Annotated in this window: 1 pseudogene; it reads left to right on the top strand. The window is 75.4% G+C overall.

The features are described 5' to 3' along the window. Positions 1-87: 87 nt before the first annotated feature. Positions 88-1186: pseudogene (locus ACFU99_RS44225) on the top strand (phospho-sugar mutase); the annotation flags it as partial.

Genomic DNA, 1186 nt, shown 5'->3' with positions numbered 1-1186 from the left:
CCTCGCACCCCGCACCCGCACCCCGCACCACCCCGGCACCGGACCACCGAGCACACCCCCAACCCACACTCACCCCGGAGAAGCCCCGTGGAGACAGACCTCATCGCGCGAGCCAAGGCGTGGCTCGCCGAGGACCCCGACCGTGACACCCGCGACGAGCTGGCCAAGCTCGTCGAGGCCGAGGACGTCACCGAACTCGCCGCGCGCTTCAGCGGCACCCTCCAGTTCGGCACCGCCGGCCTCCGCGGCGAACTCGGCGCCGGCCCGATGCGCATGAACCGTTCCGTCGTCATCCGCGCCGCCGCCGGCCTCGCCGCGTACCTGAAAGACCAGGGCCAGGGCGACGGCACCGTCGTCATCGGCTACGACGCCCGCTACAAGAGCGCCGACTTCGCCCGCGACACGGCGGCCGTCATGGTCGGAGCGGGGCTCAAGGCGGCGCTGCTGCCCCCCCCCCTCCCCACCCCGGTCCTGGCCTTCGCCATACGCCACCTGGGAGCGGTCGCCGGCGTCGAGGTGACGGCGAGCCACAACCCGCCCCGCGACAACGGCTACAAGGTCTACCTGGGCGACGGCTCGCAGATCGTCCCGCCGGCGGACGCGGAGATCGCGGAGCGGATCGCGGCTGTCGGCGCCCTGGCCGACGTCCCCCGCCCGGAGTCCGGCTGGGAGGTGCTCGGCGCGGACGTCGTGGACGCCTACCTGCGGCGTACGGACGCGGTCCTGACCCCCGGCTCCCCCCGCGGCGCGAACGTCGTCTACACGCCCATGCACGGCGTCGGACGCACCACCCTGACCGCCGCCTTCGCCCGCGCCGGCTTCCCGGCCCCCACGGTCGTCCCCGAGCAGGCGGACCCGGACCCGGACTTCCCGACGGTGGCCTTCCCCAACCCGGAGGAGCCCGGCGCGATGGACCTGGCGTTCGCGACGGCCCGCCGCGCCGCCCCGGACCTCGTGATCGCGAACGACCCGGACGCGGACCGCTGCGCGGTGGCCGTCCCGGCGCCCTCCGCGGCAGCGGGCTGGCGGATGCTGCGCGGCGACGAGGTGGGGGCGCTGCTGGCGGAGCACCTGGTGCGGAAGGGGGCTCGCGGGACGTTCGCGACGACGATCGTCTCGTCGTCGCTGCTGTCGAGGATCGCGGCGGCGGCGCCGGCGGACACCTCGTACGAGGAGACGCTGACGG

Origin of the sequence: Streptomyces sp. NPDC057654, from assembly GCF_042800135.1 — a bacterium.
GTDB lineage: Bacteria > Actinomycetota > Actinomycetes > Streptomycetales > Streptomycetaceae > Streptomyces.
The sequence above is the reverse complement of the archived record's forward strand: the minus strand, read 5'-3'. Positions and strand labels throughout refer to the sequence as shown.